The 1256-nt window shown below is 67.1% G+C and carries 1 protein-coding gene; it reads left to right on the top strand.

The features are described from left to right. The first annotated feature begins 475 nt into the window (after positions 1-475). Positions 476-1252 (top strand): ISL3 family transposase, encoded by a 777-nt coding sequence (locus tag ACIQZO_RS40525; RefSeq protein ID WP_403636445.1) that lies wholly within the window; start codon positions 476-478, stop codon positions 1250-1252. Positions 1253-1256 lie beyond the last annotated feature (4 nt).

The following is a 1256-nucleotide window of genomic DNA, read 5'->3' as shown; positions in this document are numbered from 1 at the left end:
GACCCTGTGGGAGAGTAGGACGCCGCCGAACAATTATTGCGGAAGCCCCGCACCAGCCCTTATGGGCTCGGTGCGGGGCTTTTCTGCGTTTACGGGGCAGCAGGGACTCACCGCGAGGTGGTGACCGCGCGCGTCTAAGGTACGGCTGCGCAGTCTGATGTTGCGCGGGTGGAAGCATGGTTGCCGGCGAGTAGGCGGTCCCGAGCCTGGCGGGCTCCCAGACCGCGATCCTTACCGCCCACACACGGCTGATCAGGTGGGCAGTGGACGGCGCCCACCGGGGAACGCATCCTTGCCGCGGTCCTGGCAGCGGCCGGGAAGACCGAGAACCCGACTGGATGCCGTCCTGCGCGAACCAACGTGGTGCTTCACGAGCTTGAACGCCTCCTGTGGACGTTCGCGTAATCCGGCTCTGTCGGGGATCTTGTGATGTCGCAGGGTTGAGCTGGGCAGTCTTCGGGTGTGTGGTTCAGGGGTGTTGGAGTGGTTGTTGCCGTATCCGTCCGGTGTTGTCATCGAGTCGATCAAGCGAACGGCCAAGGTCATCACGCTTCGCGCGGGGTGTCAGACCCTGCCGGTGAGATGCCCGCAGTGCGGGATGCCGTCATGGCGGGTTCACGGCCGGTATGTCCGCAGGCTCGGCGACGCGCCGGTTGCCGGCAACGCGGTGGTGATCGAGCTGGTCGTGCGGCGCTTCAAGTCCCTGGGCGATCGGTGTCCGTCCGTCACCTTCGCCGAACAGGTCGAGGGGCTGACCAGGCCGCACGCTCGGCAGACCATGCTTCTGCGTTCGATGCTCGCCTCGATCGCTCTGACACTGGCGGGCAGGCCGGGTGCCCGGTTGGCCGCGATGCTCGGCATCCGCATCGCCAAGGACGCGATGCTGGACCTGCTCCGCTCGGTTCCGCAGCAGCCGGTCGGCCGGGTCAGGTATCTGGGAGTGGACGACTTCGCTCTGCGCAAGGGCGACTCCTACGCGACGATCCTGGTTGATCTGGAAGCCCGTCGGCCCGTCGATGTCTTACCCGGCCGGGACGCCGAACCACTGGCCGCATGGCTTCGCCAGCACCCGGAAGTGGAGGTCATCTGCCGCGACCGGGCCGGCGCCTATGCCGAAGGAGCCAGAACCGGAGCCCCGCAGGCGAGGCAGGTCGCTGACGCCTGGCACCTGTGGCGGGTGCGCCGTGAGGCGCTGATTGATCGAGTGGAGGTGGGAGACCTTCGCCGCTGTCCTGTCGCAGCAGGGCGGTGAAGCT

It is taken from the genome of Streptomyces sp. NPDC097617 (genome assembly GCF_044761485.1).
In the GTDB taxonomy this organism is placed as follows: domain Bacteria; phylum Actinomycetota; class Actinomycetes; order Streptomycetales; family Streptomycetaceae; genus Streptomyces.
This window is presented reverse-complemented; position numbering and strand designations above follow the sequence as displayed.